Annotated in this window: 16 protein-coding genes; 5 read left to right on the top strand and 11 right to left on the bottom strand. The window is 47.2% G+C overall.

The annotated features are described in order from the left end of the window. From E2I14_RS10995 to tssH, 9 genes are all read right to left on the bottom strand, one after another. The coding region (locus E2I14_RS10995; RefSeq protein WP_133328371.1) for a hypothetical protein at window positions 1-428 on the bottom strand (428 nt) is incomplete at its 3' end. Further along, window positions 425-1,480: a DUF4123 domain-containing protein gene (locus E2I14_RS10990; RefSeq protein ID WP_165967815.1), complete on the bottom strand. Its 1,056-nt coding sequence runs from the start codon at window positions 1,478-1,480 to the stop codon at window positions 425-427. The genes E2I14_RS10990 and E2I14_RS10995, both read right to left, overlap by 4 nt. 184 nt (window positions 1,481-1,664) lie before the next feature. Continuing rightward, window positions 1,665-4,223, bottom strand: coding sequence for a type VI secretion system Vgr family protein (locus E2I14_RS10985; RefSeq protein WP_133328367.1), 2,559 nt, complete (start codon window positions 4,221-4,223; stop codon window positions 1,665-1,667). Window positions 4,224-4,278: 55 nt separating this feature from the next. After that, window positions 4,279-5,625, bottom strand: coding sequence for a type VI secretion system baseplate subunit TssK (gene tssK / locus E2I14_RS10980; protein WP_133328365.1), 1,347 nt, complete (start codon window positions 5,623-5,625; stop codon window positions 4,279-4,281). Window positions 5,626-5,683: 58 nt separating this feature from the next. Next, on the bottom strand, window positions 5,684-6,232 hold the full coding sequence (gene tssJ / locus E2I14_RS10975) for a type VI secretion system lipoprotein TssJ (protein ID WP_133328363.1): 549 nt from the start codon (window positions 6,230-6,232) through the stop codon (window positions 5,684-5,686). A 97-nt stretch (window positions 6,233-6,329) separates the two neighbouring features. Further along, window positions 6,330-6,812, bottom strand: a complete 483-nt coding sequence (locus E2I14_RS10970; RefSeq protein ID WP_133328361.1) for an Hcp family type VI secretion system effector — start codon at window positions 6,810-6,812, stop codon at window positions 6,330-6,332. A 692-nt stretch (window positions 6,813-7,504) separates the two neighbouring features. Beyond that, the gene (gene tssC, locus E2I14_RS10965; RefSeq protein WP_133328359.1) at window positions 7,505-9,004 is read right to left on the bottom strand and encodes a type VI secretion system contractile sheath large subunit; all 1,500 of its coding nucleotides are present in this window, start codon (window positions 9,002-9,004) and stop codon (window positions 7,505-7,507) included. 34 nt (window positions 9,005-9,038) lie between these two features. After that, entirely contained in the window at window positions 9,039-9,560 is a 522-nt protein-coding gene (gene tssB / locus E2I14_RS10960) for a type VI secretion system contractile sheath small subunit (protein WP_133328357.1), read from the bottom strand. Between the two features lie 70 nt (window positions 9,561-9,630). Beyond that, a complete protein-coding gene (tssH, locus tag E2I14_RS10955; RefSeq protein ID WP_133328426.1) occupies window positions 9,631-12,291 on the bottom strand; it encodes a type VI secretion system ATPase TssH in 2,661 nt (886 codons plus the stop codon). Window positions 12,292-12,771: 480 nt separating this feature from the next. On the opposite strand from tssH, the gene metX reads away from it, so the two are divergent. The 5 genes from metX to E2I14_RS10930 all read left to right on the top strand — a co-directional run bounded on the left by metX (window position 12,772) and on the right by E2I14_RS10930 (window position 17,685). Continuing rightward, window positions 12,772-13,908, top strand: a complete 1,137-nt coding sequence (gene metX, locus E2I14_RS10950; protein WP_133328355.1) for a homoserine O-succinyltransferase MetX — start codon at window positions 12,772-12,774, stop codon at window positions 13,906-13,908. Beyond that, complete coding sequence (gene metW, locus E2I14_RS10945; protein WP_133328353.1) at window positions 13,905-14,510, top strand: methionine biosynthesis protein MetW; 606 nt, start codon at window positions 13,905-13,907, stop codon at window positions 14,508-14,510. The genes metX and metW overlap by 4 nt, the downstream gene beginning before the upstream one ends. Before the next feature lie 68 nt (window positions 14,511-14,578). After that, on the top strand, window positions 14,579-15,841 hold the full coding sequence (locus E2I14_RS10940) for an AmpG family muropeptide MFS transporter (RefSeq protein WP_133328351.1): 1,263 nt from the start codon (window positions 14,579-14,581) through the stop codon (window positions 15,839-15,841). A 67-nt stretch (window positions 15,842-15,908) separates the two neighbouring features. Further along, window positions 15,909-17,252: an NAD(P)/FAD-dependent oxidoreductase gene (locus E2I14_RS10935; RefSeq protein ID WP_133328349.1), complete on the top strand. Its 1,344-nt coding sequence runs from the start codon at window positions 15,909-15,911 to the stop codon at window positions 17,250-17,252. Window positions 17,253-17,283: 31 nt separating this feature from the next. After that, window positions 17,284-17,685 (top strand): hypothetical protein, encoded by a 402-nt coding sequence (locus E2I14_RS10930; RefSeq protein WP_133328347.1) that lies wholly within the window; start codon window positions 17,284-17,286, stop codon window positions 17,683-17,685. Between the two features lie 83 nt (window positions 17,686-17,768). Here the strand turns inward: E2I14_RS10930 and E2I14_RS10925 are convergent, their stop codons facing one another. Next, complete coding sequence (locus tag E2I14_RS10925) at window positions 17,769-18,146, bottom strand: hypothetical protein (protein WP_133328345.1); 378 nt, start codon at window positions 18,144-18,146, stop codon at window positions 17,769-17,771. 54 nt (window positions 18,147-18,200) lie between these two features. After that, the gene (locus E2I14_RS10920) at window positions 18,201-18,965 is read right to left on the bottom strand and encodes an exodeoxyribonuclease III (protein ID WP_133328343.1); all 765 of its coding nucleotides are present in this window, start codon (window positions 18,963-18,965) and stop codon (window positions 18,201-18,203) included. Between the last annotated feature and the right edge of the window lie 18 nt (window positions 18,966-18,983).

Below are 18,983 nucleotides of genomic sequence, written 5' to 3'. Positions count from 1 at the left end.
ATCGCTTGGCGCGCAAGGTCGTAACTGTTCTTGTAGCTGCCACCATAGAGCATCCCCAGCTCCATATTGGCATCGGTGGGTTTGTCGCACTGCATGGAGACAAGTCGTAAGTGGCGATCAATGAGCGAATAGGCACACGGGGCAAAGTGAATACCATTGGCGTTGACTGAACTTGCGCCATCCGAGACGGTCAGCGGAGTCCGCTTTTCTACCCCAAAGTGCGCCGCGACTCGGGGTGGTGCGGCTAAGTAGATGCAGCAGTATTTCTGATCTGGGCTAAGGACTAAGGGAGTGCCTAGGCTAGGGTACAAAATAATCGCTTCCACGGGCGCAGGCGGCGATCCGTCGGTACACGGTGGCTCGTTTTGTGGTTGTTGATTGACGTGGATCGCAATATGAAATTCGGTATTCTGGGGCTGCTGGGTCATGGCGCGTCCTTAATGATGCTGTGGATTTGACGTGTGCTAATTCTTTCGGTGAGATGTCGGTAGTAATCGTTTAATCGCGCTAAGCGCTGATTGTTCCAATCATTGATCGTGTTTTGGGACATGTTTTTCAGTGCCGCTTCGACACGGTTCCCGACTGGCACAAGACGGCGTAGCTCGGATATAAATCTCGGATTTTTATAAAAGCTGGGATGAATCGCTAACGCATTTTTTATCAGGCTAAGCCGTTCTTCTTGAGAATGGAGTTGACGTTCCTTGGCAAATTCCAATGCTTCTACGGCGAGTGCGTATTGCAAACACGGCGCTATATCCTCGATGGGACTAGGTTGTTCGATCTTGCTTCTGACTTCATGATTCAATGCCAGCAGCAAGTCAGCTTGGTTACTTTGTTGCAGATGTATAACCGTGTCGTTGCTGATGGTGATTTGGTCAGCTGGCGCTAACGCTTTTTTCAGTGATTTTCCAAGGCGAATAATTGGAGTAAACGAGCGATCCCAACTACTCCAAAAATCAAATGGGGCTATAAATTGTTGTTGTAATTCTGGTGGCCAATTAGTGACCAGTTCAAAGCCAACGCGCGGATCGAAATAACGGAGCATTCCCGTGCTTCCGTCCTCGAACTCACAATGCATGAAGGAACGTAAATGAGGGTATAGCGCATATCCCTTAAATGGACTGCTAAATAGGCTAACGGCCTGGTGTTTAACACTGAATTCGACAATCCTGTGGATCAGATCCGATGTTGGAGTTTTTGGCAAACTGATTAGCCACGGACCAATCGCTGCTGATTCTGCTTCGGGCATGGTCAAAAAAAGCGGTTCTGCCTCAAGTGCATGTTCTGACACGAATTGCTCTACTGCGTTAGGAATACACTGCCCCGCGTTGATGAGAACAAAACAGTTGCTGGTAGCCGGAACCGTTGCTGTGAAAAGGTAATTCAAATCAGCTGTTATTGCTTTGTTTAGTGCGGCATTAAAGTCGATGAGCGCCGGGCTATTTTGAAGTTCAGCGGTGGAGTTATTCGAGTTTTGCATGATCGGTCTTTTCGTTAGAGTCATGGCCACGTAGCGAGCTAGTTAAGCAAAATGCCGTCGATATCATTTATTTAAAATAGCTAGTTGATTGAACGACTAGCTGTTCTGAGGGCATCAAGCTTCTAGACCGTGTAGTGCGTGGAGCGCTGGATAAAAGATACTTTTGGATCGACTAGGTTCCGCATTAGGCCACTGCTGCTTCTGCGGTCGCGACTATGGGCATCGCGCGGGCATTGGCGCGAGCCAAACATTCCATGCACACTGCGGGTTTAGTTAGCGTCGGGAGCGCTAATTTTGAGGGCGAACCACGACTGCTGGCTTGCTCTAACCAAGTTCCGGAAGTACCGTGCACTATTCCCGAGGCACTCCAGTCGCTAAAACTTGAGTCTCCGTTAATGACTACTTTCTTTTTTGCGTTCAGGTAGATGGAATCTTGGCTACTGGTAATTTGGATCTCGCGCATCGCTATTAGATTTATCTGGTCATCGTGTGCCTGAATGGTTACCGGGCCTTGTGCGGTGACCAGCTTGATGCCTAGACTGTGCACAAATACAGACCAATGATTTTTGATTGCTGAAAATAGTGAGCTGCCAATTGAAAACGATGTATTCGAGCCACTAGTAAGTGCGATGTGATCTCCGCAATCAATGTGGGTTGTTTTAGGGGTGTTGCTTAACACGCCAGCCGGACTAGCAATAAGTAGATGTGGTTGTGATAGTTCTTTAAACTGAGCTGAAACTGGAGTTGTTTCAGTCCCCTTAATATCGCGGTTTTGCTCTGCTATCGCTTTGATCGCCCCACGTCCATTGATGTTACCCTGTGACGAGCCTATTTGTTCTAATGGCTGCGTCAGGCTGGCATGATCGGATTGTGAGTCTATTAAGCTTTGAATGGTTTCTTGGATGTCCGTAATGTGAGAGTGCGCATTATCTTGTTGTTGAGAACTCACTAATAATCCGTCCTTTGCACGCAATACTCCGTGTCCGTCTGTCTGTAGTTCGAAGCCCTCGCCACGAAAATCTTTCCTGCCGTTGTTATCTTCAATACGAGTAATGTGACCCATCGAGAGTTGACTGTGATGATGGTCGCTTTTGAGCTGGCTTTGCATGTTGCCATCCGTATCGTCAAGGATGAGATGATTGCTTCGTCCTGCGGACGAGTTACCTTTGTTGTCGACTAGTTCCCTCGAACGAAAGCCAAGTAAGCTATGCTGGCTGGGTAAATTCCACGGAGGCAGGTTTATTTGGTTATATGCAAGGCCGATGCATACAGGTAGGTCAGGATCGCCTTCCATAAAACTAATGAGGACTTCTTGCCCTACTCTAGGGAGATGTATGGCGCCCAATTGGTTGCCAGCCCAGTCCGAGCTAACTCGTATCCAACAACTACTGTTCTGATCTACACGACCAACTCTATCCCAAGGGAATTGGATTTTAATGCGCCCCAACTCGTCGGTCCAAATGTCTTGACCTTCTGGGCCGACTACTCTGGCAGTGGTGATGTTGACACAAGGTCTAGGGGTGATCCGTGCAGGTCGAAAAACTTCTGAGAGAGGATGCAAGTCGCATGTAGATTTGACTTCGTAGTGCTGGCCGTTGTCCGGTGTTTGCGTGGCTTGTGCGACTTCCTTAATTGTTAGGTGCGCCGATAGAATCAGGTAATCGGTGTTAGCCGAATCGCTAGGGTGGTTATTTAAACTGAACCAACATCCTGGAACCATACCGCGTAAATTTCCTGAAGCCAGAGCGCGGTGTCCAATGGATCGTAAAGATTCCATCCGCAGACTTGCAATGAAGCTACCTTCTGCGAGCGGATCATTGTCGGTTTTGTCGACACCAGCACGTGGTTGACTGTAGTTTGAATCAACATGCCATTGGTATTGCTCTAATTCTGAATGGGCAGTTGCACGCGGATTGCTGCGAGTGGATTTCAGGTTGGCGTTAGGACGGGTGTAATCGGTATCGCTGGTGGTGTAATGACCGGTTGTGATTTGGCGTATGTCGTGAAAAGTATGGATAGATTCTTCGTCAATGTATTGGTTGTCTGAATTAAAGCGAACCTCATGATAGCTACGGTTGGTAAATTTTTTATACCCGGACATGTTATCAATGAGTACGAGCCTGTGGCTGCCATCGCTGTGCTCAAAAAACCAATTTACACCCCACTCTTCGCATAGCCTACAAAAGAATTGGAAATCAGTTTCGTTATATTGGACTTGGAAATCACGCTGCGGATATGACTCCACTAATCGCCTTTCGACTGAAAATGGATATCTACTGAGAAGCTCGTCGAGTACTTCTGTAAGCATCATATTTTGAAAAATTCTGCAGTCGCAATTACATGTCGCTAGGTACAACCATGGAGATAATGTGATTTCATAGAATACGTGGCGGTCTCGCTCTTCAAGCAATTTAGCATCGGCGATGATGCCCGAAATTTCTCGCCGACTTGCTGTGACTTCGCCAACGTTGATCTCACCATGATCGGTAGTCGACCCATTTTCATTACTGGGAAGTTGAATAAAAACGGTTAGCGCGTGGCCGATGAAGTTGTCTAGCTCAAAGTTAGCGCCGAGGCTGGTCAAATGATTTAAGGCACTTGGAGTCTTTAATACTAAGCAGTAATTAAATAGTGTGTTGAGTCCGTCGATACCTGTCAGGCTGACTGGAATTAAAGCTGGTTGATCTAGGATGTTAGGTATAACTGAGCTGGTGGCAGTCAATGTGCGGGCGTTGATTGACATTGTTGTCCTTTAATGAATGCAAGGAATCTTGAAATTTGAGCACTTGATGAACATGTTATTTTTCTCTGACGCCCCACAATTCAGCGCGCAGACCTGGGAAATCTCCCGCAATATGTATGGCAATGCCGCCATATTTGAGAATGTGTTGCCACATAGGTGTATTGCGACCGAGTTCATAGTAGACATAGCCAGAGTTAAAGGGAATTTGCCGGGGAGGCACAGGCAAGATCGAAAGATTAATTCCAGGTAAATGTGATCGAATTAATTCTGGTAGCCGGTCGGGAGGGCCTACTTTGCTTTGCGCTAAAAATTGTTGCGCCAGTTGGTCTGATGGCATATTTGCGCCAATAGCTAAAACGACTGAGCCAAAACTCTGTAATGTAGCGGGATCAATCGCGGCTAAGCGAACGCCGTGATGGCGCAGTTCCAATTCGATCTGTTGTGCACTACGAACCAGAACTTCATTAAGCATGTTGTGCACTTCATTTACTAACTCTTTAAACGTTTGGTAAGGATGGAGATGTAAATACGGTCTAAATTTTATTGGGCGTCGGGTCGCGGTGCGGACAAAGGTCGCCAGTTCGCTGGCAAGAGTTATGAGTAACGTGTATAACGCCTCTGGGTTGGTTTCTTTGATCGATAGTAGATGATTTAACTGTGGCTCATATCGATTTAGAATTTGAAGCAGTAAATAGTCAGATACTTCTGTTGCATCGGACGATTTTCCGCCTGAGCCGGAAAGGCGTGTCGCTAAGGTTTCCGCGCGTAAATGAACCAATCCATGGATGTTGATTAACCAATTCGTTAGCAGACTACTAGCGCCAATACTCGAAACGGGAGGAATTAAATTGGAATCAAGTTCGGCACTTCCATCTGAATTGAGCGCAATGACTCTTGCAATTGGCAGTCCTAACCATGCATCCGTAAGTTCCTTTTGTGGCACCAACCGTAATCTTAATTGTGCTAATTGAACTAATTTTGGACCTTGTCCGACGGAGTTTGAGTCGCGCAGTTCCTGTTCCATCGCGGTGTATCGCGCCAATGAACCCTGTTCGTTAGAAAAGGTGGTTTCTTCTGCATTTGGACTTCGAATGGGAACAGCTAAATAAATAAGTTGATCTAAATGTTCTGGCAGCAGAGTTAATGGTGGTGGGGGTGGGGCTTGTTCCGGAGTGTCAAAAAAAGTGCCATCGTTAAAGACGCCGCTGCCGCTTGCTAAAACCAACTTACCTAGTGAAAGCGATTCAGTATCAAGGACGAACCGGCTATAGCCCCAGTAAAAAGGAGAAAGCGAGGAGGCCCGTTTATGTGCATGCATCTCCAAATAGCGTTCTTGCTGTTGAAATAATTGAGGGCGCAAAAATAGCCCTTCTGACCAGACGACTTTATTGTGCCAGCTCATTGTGAACTTCCTTCTAATGGTGCGATTTTCGAGATGTATTCTGCGTTAGTTAGTCGAACTATTTTTGTTCGGTGACTTTGATAGCGTCGCTCTCTAAGCTAAGAAATAGTTTTACCGTGTTACCGATCTGGTACCAAGCAGCAGGTGGGGCGGTCGGAAGCTCATGAACGACTCGCCATTGCGAATTAGGTAAATCCCGATATCCCGCGAGTACACCAAGAGCGGTTGTCTCAGACATGGATGGACGCTTAATTTTTCTCGTCTCGCCTGGACGCAGAATGAATTCGTCTTTTTGAAGTAGATCCTCCCCCAATACAGTTTTATCCTTGGTCTGCAAGGAAAAAAAATCAGCTTCGAGAAACGCCTGCTTAGATTTCAATTCATAAATTCGCACCATCATTGGAGCGGCACGTCCTTTCTCATCTAAGTTCATCGCATTGGTTGCCTCAACAGTAATGTCCAATTTGCTGGGCTCTCTCGGAATTGGTCCGGTTCCACTGGCGCAAGCGGTCATCAGTGTAGTCGCTATCACTGCGCATAAAATGAGTAAGGCGAATCGCTTTAACGATGCGCCAAAAATGGAGGAGCGAGGGAAAGGACAATTCATAGATACGGTTTAAAAAATCCATTTTTACCCCTGCGTTGAGGGCAGGGGGGCAGCAGCGGTTATGTTTTGTCACCGCATGATTGAGAAGCGCAAAAGATTAGGACTCTTTATTTCCCTTGATGTCATAGCTGGCTGTAATAGCGCCGGCAGAACCACCTTGGGCATTTTGAACAGCGTATTCCTGTTTGACTTTAGAGAATGCAAGGCTAATTGTTTCGCGAATTCCATCACCATCGTTGGATCCGCTCGGTTGAACCTTAGTGACAATGACATCACTCATGGTTATCTTTAAATATTCCAATGGGTTACCGCCGGCTTTGCGTACGGTTAGCACGGCACTATCAATGTGCTTACCGGTTAGGCAGTACTTCATTAAATTAGGGCTAGATTTATCTACTGAGTGAACGAAGGTTAAATCACCGACGGTCGCTTTGCCTGCTCCACCACCACTGCCGGAATGCATATTAGATTGTTGGGAAATTTTCCAATCCCAGCTTTGAACTTCGATTTCATTGCTGTGTTTATCATCCTTACTTTCCCCTTCGATTCCGTTAATTTTTAAAAAAATATCCTGTGCCATACAAAACTCCTAAAATTAGATTGATGAATAAAATTTCGGCAAATATGCCCAATCAACTCTGCGGAAGATTTCATCGATTGATATATTCCCTGTTTGAATTTGATACTGCTCACCGATGAGATCAATTCAAATCGCACGCACTTTGCAGCTTCTTGAATTAAAGAGTCTGCTGATTTAATCCAGTTATTAAATTTAGCTAGTCGTAATCTCGACGGCTTTGTTTATCACTAATGTTGTACCGCGCTTTATTAATGACCTCTTCAAAATGATGTTTTGCTGAATATCGCATTGTTTACATCGCGCTGATTTATTTTGAAGAGATTGTTCATGTCGCGATATGACCTATTCGGTAATGCATAAAACATAGTTACGTTTGGCAGCTTTGGCGATTGCTGAATAAACCAAATCTTCCTTTTGGATGAAATACAAATAGCCTGTTCACTCATGGATAATGGAAGTACACCATTTCGAATAGTGTGGCAATATTTTTGAATGTCACAAAGGCTTACCATTCGATTCAATGTTTCGATCAAAGTGTTGAAATAAAGCGTCATTGTCGTGAGGACTTGGCACATGCCGCTGTTCAAATTGAATTAATAGCAGCTGGATGATTTCCTCCTGCTGGTTCCCTTTTGTTAATATTGTGGGGTCAATACATTATGAGTAATGACCCCGAAAAATATAATGTCGATTTAGGCGGCTTGCTTAATCGACGGGAGCTTGGCAACTAATCTGAGTGAAACCGTTAAACCTTCGAGTTGAAAGTGCGGACGTAAGAAAAACTTAGCAGCATAAAAACCAGGATTCCCTTCAATCTCCTCGACAACAACTTCGGCCGCGGCAAGTGGCCGTTTCGCTTTGGTTTCTTCGGATGAATTTGTTGGATCTGCATCGACGTACTCCATAATCCACTCGTTGAGCCATCGTTGCATTTCATCGCGTTCTTTGAATGCGCCAACTTTGTCTCGGACGATACATTTGAGGTAATGTGCGAAGCGTGAGCTGGCGAATAAATAGGGTAATCGTGCCGATAAATTGGCATTTGCGGTCGCGTCTGGATCGTAATATTCGGCTGGTTTTTGTAATGATTGCGCGCCAATGAATGTGGCGTGATCTGTGTTTTTTCGGTGAACTAATGGTATATATCCTGCTTTCGCTAATTCAGCTTCGCGTCGGTCAGAGATGGCAATTTCGGTGGGGCATTTGATATCAATGCCGCCGTCATCCGTTGGAAACGTATGGCACGGAAGATTTGGAACTGTTCCACCGCTTTCGACGCCGCGTATCATCGTGCACCATCCATAATGCTTGAAGCTTCGATTAATATTGACCGCCATGGCGTAAGCGGCATTGTTCCAAACGTATTTGCGATGGTCAGCGCCATCCGTCTGTTCCTCAAAATTAAATTCATCTACAGGATTGGTTTTTGCCCCATAGGGCAAGCGTGACAAGAAACGAGGCATAGCTAAGCCAATGTAACGTGCGTCTTCGGTGCTTCGAAGTGAATTCCATGCAGCGTGTTCTAAGTTGGAGGTAATTTTGGCAAGGTCGCGCGGATTAGCCAGCTCTTGCCATGAATCCATTTGGAGACCTGCTGGTGATGCGCCAGCAATAAATGGTGAATGTGCCGCTGCGGAGATCTTGGCAATTGCTCCTAATAACTCGACATCTGGTGGCGTATGGTCGAAATAATAATCAGCTACTAGACAACCGTAAGGTTCTCCGCCGAGTTGTCCATATTCTTCTTCGTATATTCGCTTGAAGATTGGACTCTGATCCCAGGCTATTCCTTTATGGCGTCGCACGGTTCTGCGCATTTCGTCTTTTGAAATATCCATGAACCGTATTTTGAGTTGTTCATCGGTTTCGGTATTAGAAACTAAATGGCTTAATCCACGCCACGCTGATTCCAGTTGTTGAAATTCTTCTTTATGTAAAATTAAATTAATTTGCTCAGAGAGTTTTCGATCAATTTCAGCGATCACCGCTTCAATTGCTGAATATGCGTCATCGCTGATAGTAAGAGAGTTAATGAGCGCTTGTTCTGCTAACGTGCGAACAGCCGATTCGACAGCTTCTCGTGCCTGCTCGGTTTTAGGTTTGAATTCACGGTCAAGCAATGCAGAGAATTCATTGGCGTTCGAAAATTGGGCTACTGCTTGACTTTTTGTTACTTGTTCATTTTTGGTCATGGTACTTCCTTCAATTCAAGTATTACTAAAGGTGTCATTCAATATCGCTTTTCGGAGCTTCTGGCTTTGGTGAAGTAGCTAAAGCTTCCATTAATGCTTGATCCTGAAGAAGTTGATGCACTAATCCTTCTGCCCCCGATTTTCCATCCATGTAAGTTTGCAGATTAGATAGTTGGGTTCGAGCTATGAGTAATTGATTGAGTGCGTCGACTTTACGCGCGACGGCAGCAGGAGAAAAATCATCCATACTCTCAAAGGTCATGTCGACCATCAAATGCCCCTCGCCAGAAAGGGTGTTTGGAACTGAAAACGCGACCCGAGGTTGTATCGCCTTCATACGTTCGTCGAAATTATCGATGTCGATTTCAAGAAATTTGCGTTCTCCAACTTGAGGTAGCTCGTTGACTGGCTTGCCAGACAAGTCACTTAAGACTCCCATTACAAACGGAAGCTCCACCTTCTTTTCGGAGCCGTAAATTTCGACGTCGTATTCGATTTGAACTCGCGGTGCTCGGTTGCGTGCAATAAACTTTTGTGAATTGTTACTAATGCTCATAAATTCTCCATTCGATTAAGGACTGGTTAAGTAAAAATAGTTGCTTCGAAAATCATCTAAAATAAAATATTTATTGGTAGGTAATTTCGTAGGTTGTTTGAGCGGTATTTGCATCGAAGCCAAGCGTAATACCGCTGATAATGCGCTTGGTTTCTGTGGCACTTAACCAGCAGTTGGCAAGTTGCGGCAGGATCTGTTGCTCGATATAGCTGATTAAATGCCTAACCCCGGTCTTGTGCATCCCGCCTTGATTCACGATGTGTCTAACGACCTCTGTTGCAATGGTTAGGGCAATTCCATGATGCGATTGCATTCGCAGTGCTATTTTCTTTAGACGAATTTGGACAATTTCCGATAATTCAGTTTCATTTAATGGGTAAAACGGGATTGTTGTCAGCCGGCCTAAAAAGGCTGCAGGAAAAACTTGCAACAATTTTTCTTGCAAAGCATCGCGGAGAATTTCTGGCGCCGGAATCGAATTCGACTCTTTGCACTTCTTGGCGATTAAATCTGCCCCAATATTACTTGTTAGTAGGATGATGGTATTTTTAAAGTCAATGTGCCGACCTTCACCGTCTTCTATCCAGCCTTTGTCGAAAGCTTGATAGAAAATTTCGTGCACATCTGGATGAGCTTTTTCGATTTCATCTAGCAGCACGACACTATATGGACGACGGCGCACCGCTTCTGTGAGAACACCGCCTTCTCCGTAACCGACATACCCCGGCGGCGATCCCTTGAGAGTTGAGATCGTGTGTGGCTCCTGGAATTCACTCATGTTAACAGTGATCAGATTTTGCTCCCCTCCATAGAGCGCGTCGGCGATTGCTAGTGCGGTTTCTGTTTTTCCTACACCCGATGGTCCTGTTAGTAAAAACACGCCAATCGGTTTATTCGGATCCGTTAGGTGCGCTCGTGCGGTTTGAATTCTCTGAGCTAGAGTTTGCAGCGCATATTCTTGGCCTATCACGCGTAGCTTAAGTAGCGAAGGAAGTTGTTTGATGGCGACAATCTCGTCCTTTACCATTTCTCCAACTGGTATCCCAGTCCATTCTGCGACAATAGCTGCAATAACAGATTCGTTAACCTCTGATTGGACTAAGGGTTCGTCGTCCTGTAACTCATGAAGTGTGTGCTCCAACGCTTTTAATGATTGAACTTCTGTTGGTCGGAAATCAGTTGCGTCCTCGTTATCGTCTAGTCTCAACAATTCGAGGCGCTGTGCGATGATCGTATGTGTGAGATGCAATTCCTGGGCCCAGCGATCCTCTAAAAGTTTGAGTTCCTGTTGTTTAGCGGCGATTTGGTCTGTTAGGAGCTCTAGTCTTGGCGTGTTGTTGCCAACACGGGCTAGGTGTCCCAGTAGATCAAGTTCAACTTGGCTCGCAGTTAGCTGTTCCCTTAGGTAGGTAATTCGAGCAGGTGGCATATGTAAAGACAACGCAATTCTGGCGCAAGCCGTGTCAAGTAAACTGATGGCCTTATCTGGCAATTGGCGAGCAGGAATGTATCGATGTGAGAGGGTTACGGCCGCTCTTACGGCTTCATCAGTGACCCAAACTTTGTGATGATTGGCAAATGTTTTGACCAATCCACGCACCATATCTGTGGTGGCCGATTCGCTTGGCTCCATGACTTGCAATACTTGAAATCGCCGAGTAAGCGCCGGGTCCGTTTCTATATGGCGTTTATACTCGTGCCAAGTGGTTGCGCCGATGGTGCGTAGAGTGCCGCGCGCAAGAGCGGGTTTCAGAAGATTTGCTGCATCACCGGTGCCAGTTTGCCCGCCAGCCCCTACTAAGGTGTGTACTTCGTCGACAAATAAAATCACTGGATTTGTGGCCTTGGCTGCTTCCTCGAGTACGCCCTTTAGTCGAGTCTCAAATTCTCCTTTTACGCTGGCTCCAGCAAGCATCGCCCCAATATCCAGACTGAGGAGGCGAGATCCTTGTAAAACGGGAGGTACCTGATTGTTTGCAATCGCGACAGCTAGCCCTTCGACTATAGCTGTTTTTCCTACACCTGCTTCACCTGTGAGAAGTGGGTTATTTTGTCGGCGACGTAAGAGGATGTCGATCATGGTGCGCAGCTCTTTGTTGCGACCAATGACAGGATCAATTTTGCCGTTACGGGCTTGCTCCGTTAGATCGGTGCAGTAGCGAGCAAGGGATGATTTACCGTTAGAGGATAGTGCATCGTCACTATCACTGGCGATTCCAATACCATTAGTAGGGCGACTGTAAGCGTCTTGATGGTCTTCGGGTGATCCGTGAATGATCTCGGCGATGGTCTCCCATTTTTCATCTGCAGGTATTCTTGTTAGTGATGGGAGAATTTGTAGTGTTACCCGACGCAATTCTGGTGTTTGGAGCAAGGCAATGATAAGGCTTGCCCCTCGAATACGTTGCTCGCTTGCCTTAAGGGTTGCAATAACCCAAGCACGCTCTATCGATGTTTCGATGTGATGTGAAAAATCCGTAATGGAACTAGCGCCGGTTGGTAGGGCTTGAATAGCATTGCTCAGATGATGTTCGACTGTTTCGGCTGAAATTTCGAAATGCCGAAGAATGCGTTGCCAGTCGCTGTCGGCCAATTGATTGAGTTGATGTAACCAGTGAACTAGTTCCACATAGGGATTTGCGCGCAACTTACAAAATGCCGCAGCCGACTCAATACTTTTGAATAGCGTCAGGTTTAGCTTACCGAAGAGAACATGCCTATTGATTGCCATCACGACGTACTTTCATTAGTCAACTATGTGAATAAATTAATAATAAATATAAATTCTATAACATAAATAAAAAAATAAGTTAATTTTTACAATATATTTTTATAACTAAATTCGTTTGAAGTCTTTGCTCAAAAATTGGTGCAAGCTCTTGGAAAAGTGGTGCGCCTTTCGCAAGATGATTCGGGTCGCAGAAATGTAATTTTCTGACCTAAATGAATGATCAAACTCGTTTGACGGACTTTCGATACTTGTTTATCCTTACGCTTTGCGCCGATTTGAGATCAGCTTGCGGGCGCGTGATAAATTTGGCTAAAGCGTCGGCATGTGTGTCTTTCTTCCTCTCTGCCAGACCCTCTTCCTGCGTCACGGTTTCCCCTGCAACTCATCGTTGCTTGCTCCACTAGCTTGTACAAATCGCATCAGGCTTGCGCGTCTTGAGCCGAAAGTTAGCTTCAACATTATTTAGATTTAGGAAAAATCATGCCTTCCGTTGGAATTGTTGCCCCCAAAACGCACCGTTTTTCGGAGCCGCTGGTCTTGCAAAGTGGTTCGATGATCGCCGATTACAGTTTGATGTACGAGACTTACGGTCAGCTCAATGCCGATCGCTCGAATGCTGTGCTGATCTGCCATGCGTTGAATGCGTCACATCATGTGGCAGGTGTTTATGCGGATGCGCCGGATGATTTGGGTTGGTGGGACAACATGATCGGGCCGGGCAAACCGTTGGATACCGATCATTTTTTTGTGATCGGGGTTAACAATCTCGGTTCTTGTTTTGGATCGACTGGACCGATGCACACCAATCCCGAAACGGGCAAGCCTTATGGCGCAGATTTTCCGGTGGTGACGGTCGAGGACTGGGTTAATGCGCAAGCGCGTTTAGCGGATGTGTTGGGGATTACTCAATTTGCGGCGGTGATGGGCGGCTCGCTTGGAGGGATGCAGGCTTTGTCGTGGAGCACGATGTTTCCCGACCGCTTGCGTCATTGTGTGGTGATTGCGTCCACGCCTAAATTGTCGGCACAAAATATCGCGTTCAACGACGTAGCGCGCCAAGCAATTGTGTCGGATCCTGACTTTCATGGCGGGGATTTTTACGCGCATGGCGTAGTACCAAAAAGTGGTTTGCGCGTGGCGCGTATGGTTGGTCATATCACCTATTTATCGAACGATGACATGGCTGAGAAATTTGGCCGCGATTTAAAAAGCGATGACTATCAATTCGGTTTTGGTGTGGATTTTGAGATCGAATCTTACCTGCGCTATCAGGGCGATAAATTCTCGTCCTATTTTGATGCCAACACCTATTTGCTCATTACCAAAGCCTTAGATTATTTCGATCCAGCGCGGCGTTATGATGGCAATTTGACGCAAGCTTTGCACATGACAAAAGCCCAGTTTTTGGTGATTTCGTTCACCACCGACTGGCGTTTTTCACCTGAGCGCAGCCGCGAAATTGTGCGCGCCCTAATTAGTAATCGCCGCCGAGTGACCTATGCGGAAATCGACGCGCCGCACGGGCACGATGCGTTTTTGTTGGACGACGAGCGTTATATGAATTTGGTGCGCAGCTATTTTGAGCGCATTCGTTTGGAACTGAAGGTGGCAGCATGAACTTTAACGAATTGAATCAATTGCGCCCGGATTTGGCGTTCATTGCGCATTGGGTCGCGCCCAATTCTGCCGTGCTCGATGTGGGTTGTGGCGATGGCGTGATGCTGGATTATCTGCAAACCGATAAAGCTTGCCAAGGTTACGGCATTGAAATCGACGACGATAAAGTGCTGTCCTGCGCCAAGCGCGGCGTGCAAGTGATACAGCAGGACATGGAAAACGGTTTAGCGTTATTTGATGACCAAGCGTTTGAAACCGTGTTGTGTTTGTCGTCCTTGCAGATGATGAAAAATGTCGAAGGCTTGCTCACCGATATCGCGCGCGTTGGTCGTGAAGCGATCGTGTCTTTCCCTAACTTTGCTTACTGGCCGCACCGCGTTGCGTTGTTGCGTGGCCGCATGCCGGTGTCCAAATCGTTGCCCTATGAATGGTACGACACGCCTAACTTGCGTTGCGCCACGATTGGGGATTTTGCCGAGTTGGCCAATTCGGTCGGCCTGGAAGTACTGGAATGCGTGGCTTTACACGATGGCGAGCCGATTAATTGGTTGCCAAATTGGCGTGGAAGCTTGGCGGTATTTCGCCTGCGCCGCAAAGCGTAAGGCGTCAGCAGTTTCATAAACAGGCGCATAATTGCAGCTAGTCCTAAATCGATCATCAAAAACTCTACATGCCAACCACGTCACCAACGAATATCAATAACAACGAACCTACCGGTTGGCAGCACTATTTAAATCGCTCGATGCTGATTTGTATTGTGTTGGGCTTTACTTCTGGTTTGCCATTGTTCATCTCGATTAATCTGCTCACCGCTTGGATGAAAACCGATGGCGTCGATTTAAAAGCGATTGGTTTGCTGTCCTTGGTGCAGTTTCCGTACACGTGGAAATTTCTCTGGTCGCCGCTCATGGATCGCTATTCGCTGCCGTTTTTAGGTCGGCGGCGCGGTTGGATGTTGCTCACGCAATTGGGTTTGCTGGCCGTGATTATGGCGATGGGGCAGTTGTCGCCCAGGGCGGATTTGGTCACCGTGATGTGGTTGTGTGGCTTGATGTCGTTTATCTCGGCCAGTCAGGATATTGTGATTGATGCCTATCGACGTGAATTTTTGTCCGATCAGCAGCAAGCGCCGGGAGTGGCTTTGTCGGTCAATGCGTATAAATTTTCTCAATTGGTGCCGGGTTCGTTGGCGTTGATTTTGTCCGACCATTTTGGCTGGGATATCGTGTTCATCGTGACCGCCTTATTTATGCTGCCGGGTTTGCTCACCACTCTTTTAATCAGCGAGCCGAAGTTGTACGGCTCACCGCCTAAGAATTTGCGCGAAGCGGTGGTGCTGCCATTTAAAGAATTCATCCAGCGCAAAGGCGTATCGAATGCCTTGCTGATTTTGAGTTTTATTTTTCTGTATAAATTAGGTGACTCAATGGCCACCGCGCTTCAAACGCCGTTTTTTATGGACCTTGGATTTACCCGCACTCAAATCGGCGTGGTCGCAAAAACATCCGGTTTATGGGCAGGATTAGCAGGCGGTATTTTAGGTGCGATGTGGTTAATGAGAACGGGCGTGCATCGGGGACTGTGGATTTTTGGCGCGATTCAAGCGATTGCCATTTTAGGATTTGCGCTCTTGTCGAAAGTTGGCTTAAGTGTTTGGATGTTGGGTTTTGTGATGGCCGCCGATACATTTGCAATTGGCTTAGGCACCGCCGCTTTCACCGCCTACATCGCCACTACAACCGACCCGCGCTATACCGCCACGCAATATGCATTGTTCACCAGCTTAGCCGTCGTGCCGCGCACATTTTTTAACGCCATTACCGGATTTATTGTGGCGCAAACTGGCTGGTTTTGGTTTTTTATCGTCTGTTTTTTATTGACGATTCCCGGCATGTTATTACTGCCCAAAGTCGCACCTTGGCATAAAAAATAGAACAAGATTTAGCTGATGGAGTCTTTGGGTTTTTTCGCAGATTTTAAATAGCGTTTAAGGAACCAGCATGACTCAATCAGTAAATAATCTCGACCAAGTGCCCGCAATTCCCCAAATAGTGATCGTTGGCGGCGGCGCGGGCGGCTTAGAATTGGCGGTCCGTTTAGGCAAAAAATTAGGCAAGTCCAAGAAAGCGCGGATAGTCCTAGTCGATGCATCTCCCACGCATTTATGGAAACCATTGCTCCACCAAGTCGCTGCCGGCACCATGGACAGCCATGCGGATAAACGCGAGTATTTCGCCTTGGCTCGCAGCCATCATTTTGAATTTCGCCTAGGGCGCATGGACGGCTTAAACCGCGCTGACAAACAATTGTACTTGGCCCCGGTTTTGGATGAGGATGGCGAAGAGTTATTGCCGCGCTCGACTTTGCGCTACGACACGTTAGTCATTGCCTTAGGCAGTCAAACCAATGATTTCGGTACAGTCGGCGCGCGTGAGAATTGCATCATGCTTGATTCGCCAGAAAAGGCCGAGCGCTTTCATCACCTGCTAATTAATCAATGCCTGCGCGCTCAAGCCAAAGCCCCCGCGCCCGGTCAAGGTCGATTTACGGTCACCATTATTGGCGGCGGCGCAACCGGAGTAGAGCTGGCGGCTGAGCTGCACATGACGACTAAAATCTTGTCGAGTTATGGTTTAGTTAATTTTCATCCCGAAAAAGACCTCAAAATCGTCATTGTTGATGCCGCCAAAAGGTTATTGTCCATGTTACCCGAACGCGTCTCCACAGCAGTTGAGAAGGAATTACGCAGCATCGACGTGCAGATTTACGCCAATGAAAAAGTCGTCGAAGTCTCTAAAGAAGGCGTCAAAATGGCTAGCGGCACCTTCATCCCCAGCGGCATCGTGGTGTGGGCGGCTGGGATTAAGGCACCCGATTTCTTGAAAGAGATCGACGGGCTAGAAACCAACCGAATAAATCAATTAGTCGTGTTACCAACCTTGCAAACCACGCTTGACCCTGCTATTTTTTCTATAGGAGATTGTGCGGCGTGCCCCCAAGGCGAAGGCAAACCGAGCGTTCCACCCCGCGCCCAAGCAGCGCATCAACAGGCGGAATTATTGGCCAAATCATTGATTCGGCAATTTAGCGGCAAATCGCTATTGCCATTTGTGTATCAAGATTACGGCTCTTTGGTTTCGCTGGGTAACTACAGCACAGTCGGCAATCTGATGGGCTCACTTGCTAGCGGGTCGGTCTTTATCGAAGGCACGATTGCCAAATTGATGTACTGGTCGCTGCATAAGCACCACCAAGTCGCTGTTAATGGCTGGTTTCACACATGGCTTACGACTTGGGCAGAAACGATTAATCGAGTGAAAAATCCGCGCATCAAACTGCATTGAGGCGCGCACAACAGAATGGAATAACAACGTTATGGCGTCTCAGCAAATCATCTTGCGCAAATTGTTCTTGTCGGTATTCATCGCTGGCACAACCTTGCTCGTCGCGTGCGGCGACAAGGTTGACCCAACTCAAACCGACGAATACAAAGAAAATGCCAAGAAAGAAGCCGACGCCAAAGCGACGGGCGGTGCGTGTCGTCACGCAGGACGCGGGATTGAGGATTGCTACACACTTAATCCGAAAGCCGAACGTTCCGCGGTTTTTGCCGGTTGGAAGGACATGAACGACTACATGCGTGAAAATAAAATGGAAAGCGTGAAGTCCGAAGCAGAAGCACCACCTGCGCCAGAACCAGAAGCGAAGGAATCGAAAGATAAAGATTCCAAAGACAGCAAAGAGCCTAAATCGAAGTCGAGCAAGAAAGAGAAATAGCGGGCATCAGTTAGCTAGTTTTTTGTGATGTCGAATCAACTTGATGGCACTTATTCCGCACCAATCCATATCGTTCGATTTTATTACGCCCAGCCAGCCAGATACGCCAAATAAAGCAGCGAGCAAACACTGTCAAAAATTGCAGTGACAACCAAGCCGCGGGTAAATGGGCGTTTTCTATTCGACGCGATCAGTAACACAATACCGAGTTTTTCGATCAAGGCGCACAACATAATCGCCTCGCGCGCCTCGGCGTGGTGCGCAGCAAAGATCAGTAGCGCCCCGAGACTAAACACCACCAAGCCCCAATGGCGCGCATAAAACAGTCCCGCTTCATCCGAAATCTCAATCTGGTTCATCCATTTCAAGAATTTTGCTGGAAACAAAAATTGCAGAAGCGGTAGCGCAGTAATGCTGCCTGTGACCAGCAAGATGGTGGAAATGTGTTCAGTGACGATCATGTGTGACCTCGTTATTTTATTTGGCTTGGCAGTTACGCCACCGTGTTGTGGGGCTTAGCCATACACAATCGTCAACGGTGCATGATCCGAGAAGCGCTGTTCTTTGTAGATTGCGACCTGTTTTGCTTTGGCCGCCAGTGCTGGCGTGGTGACGTGGTAATCAATGCGCCACCCGACGTTTTTGGCCCACGCTTGTCCGCGGTTGCTCCACCACGTGTATTGCTCGGCGCCCTGTTCTACGCAACGGAAAGCATCGACATAGCCGACTTCGCCGATGACGTTGGAAAACCATGCGCGTTCTTCGGGCAAGAAACCGGAATTCTTTAAATTGCCTTTCCAATTTTTTAAATCGATTTCTTTGTGCGCGATATTCCAATCACCGCAGATCACGATTTCTTGTCCGCTGGCTTTGAGTTCGATCAAATGTTCTAAGAACACTTCCATAAAGCGGAATTTGGCTTGTTGACGTTCTTCGCTGGAGGAACCCGAGGGGCAGTAGACCGAGATAACGGTGAGCGGGCCGAAGTCGCAGCGCACGTAGCGACCTTCGTTGTCAAATTCTTCGTTGCCGAAACCGATAAACACCGCATCGGGCTTTTGTTTGCTATACACGCCTGCGCCCGAGTAGCCTTTTTTTTGCGCGTAATGAAAATGACCGTAATAGCCTTCCGGTGCTAAAAATTCGGGCTGCATATCGTCGAATTGCGCCTTCAATTCTTGCACGCACACAAAGTCAGCGGATTGCGCTGCCATCCATTCAAAAAAACCTTTTTTGGCAGCGGAGCGGATGCCGTTGAGATTGGCCGAGATAATTTTCATGTTGGGTAGCTGGGTTAA

This window comes from Sapientia aquatica (genome assembly GCF_004358105.1).
Classification (GTDB): Bacteria; Pseudomonadota; Gammaproteobacteria; order Burkholderiales; family Burkholderiaceae_D; genus Solimicrobium; species Solimicrobium aquaticum.
The sequence above is the reverse complement of the archived record's forward strand: the minus strand, read 5'-3'. Positions and strand labels throughout refer to the sequence as shown.

Bases quoted from the DNA above. Each gene is read 5' to 3' on its own strand.
- E2I14_RS10990 (WP_165967815.1), bottom strand. From the start codon at position 1,480: ATGCAAAACTCGAATAACTCCACCGCTGAACTTCAAAATAGCCCGGCG.
- E2I14_RS10985 (WP_133328367.1), bottom strand. From the start codon at position 4,223: ATGTCAATCAACGCCCGCACATTGACTGCCACCAGCTCAGTTATACCT.
- tssK (WP_133328365.1), bottom strand. From the start codon at position 5,625: ATGAGCTGGCACAATAAAGTCGTCTGGTCAGAAGGGCTATTTTTGCGC.
- tssJ (WP_133328363.1), bottom strand. From the start codon at position 6,232: ATGAATTGTCCTTTCCCTCGCTCCTCCATTTTTGGCGCATCGTTAAAG.
- E2I14_RS10970 (WP_133328361.1), bottom strand. From the start codon at position 6,812: ATGGCACAGGATATTTTTTTAAAAATTAACGGAATCGAAGGGGAAAGT.
- tssC (WP_133328359.1), bottom strand. From the start codon at position 9,004: ATGACCAAAAATGAACAAGTAACAAAAAGTCAAGCAGTAGCCCAATTT.
- tssB (WP_133328357.1), bottom strand. From the start codon at position 9,560: ATGAGCATTAGTAACAATTCACAAAAGTTTATTGCACGCAACCGAGCA.
- tssH (WP_133328426.1), bottom strand. From the start codon at position 12,291: ATGGCAATCAATAGGCATGTTCTCTTCGGTAAGCTAAACCTGACGCTA.
- metX (WP_133328355.1), top strand. From the start codon at position 12,772: ATGCCTTCCGTTGGAATTGTTGCCCCCAAAACGCACCGTTTTTCGGAG.
- metW (WP_133328353.1), top strand. From the start codon at position 13,905: ATGAACTTTAACGAATTGAATCAATTGCGCCCGGATTTGGCGTTCATT.
- E2I14_RS10940 (WP_133328351.1), top strand. From the start codon at position 14,579: ATGCCAACCACGTCACCAACGAATATCAATAACAACGAACCTACCGGT.
- E2I14_RS10935 (WP_133328349.1), top strand. From the start codon at position 15,909: ATGACTCAATCAGTAAATAATCTCGACCAAGTGCCCGCAATTCCCCAA.
- E2I14_RS10930 (WP_133328347.1), top strand. From the start codon at position 17,284: ATGGCGTCTCAGCAAATCATCTTGCGCAAATTGTTCTTGTCGGTATTC.
- E2I14_RS10925 (WP_133328345.1), bottom strand. From the start codon at position 18,146: ATGATCGTCACTGAACACATTTCCACCATCTTGCTGGTCACAGGCAGC.
- E2I14_RS10920 (WP_133328343.1), bottom strand. From the start codon at position 18,965: ATGAAAATTATCTCGGCCAATCTCAACGGCATCCGCTCCGCTGCCAAA.